The 274-nt window shown below is 36.5% G+C and carries 1 protein-coding gene; it reads right to left on the bottom strand.

The annotated features are described in order from the left end of the window. Nucleotides 1–92: 92 nt before the first annotated feature. Nucleotides 93–274: helix-turn-helix domain-containing protein (locus NXS07_RS22695; protein ID WP_258087658.1), on the bottom strand; the 182-nt coding region annotated here is incomplete at its 5' end.

The raw sequence follows: 274 nt of genomic DNA, 5'->3' as shown, positions 1-274 counted from the left end.
AATGATGTTGCTTCTTCATAATATCTTTAACGACTGTCTGCCGGTTGTGTTATGATTCCGGCGCAAATCGAAAGTAAATTTATAAACTTCAATCAATTATCAAAAGATTGCCTGAACGCTGAAGGAGACATTTTTGTTTTTTGCTTAAACAACTTATTAAATGATTGCGGATGTTCAAAGCCTAAATCATATGCGATCTCTGCAATGGTGCGGTTGCTGACTGCCAAAATATCTTTCGCCTTTTCTATGATCTGATGATGGATATGCTGTTGTG

This window comes from Xenorhabdus bovienii (genome assembly GCF_024721015.1).
Classification (GTDB): Bacteria; Pseudomonadota; Gammaproteobacteria; order Enterobacterales; family Enterobacteriaceae; genus Xenorhabdus; species Xenorhabdus bovienii.
The sequence above is the reverse complement of the archived record's forward strand: the minus strand, read 5'-3'. Positions and strand labels throughout refer to the sequence as shown.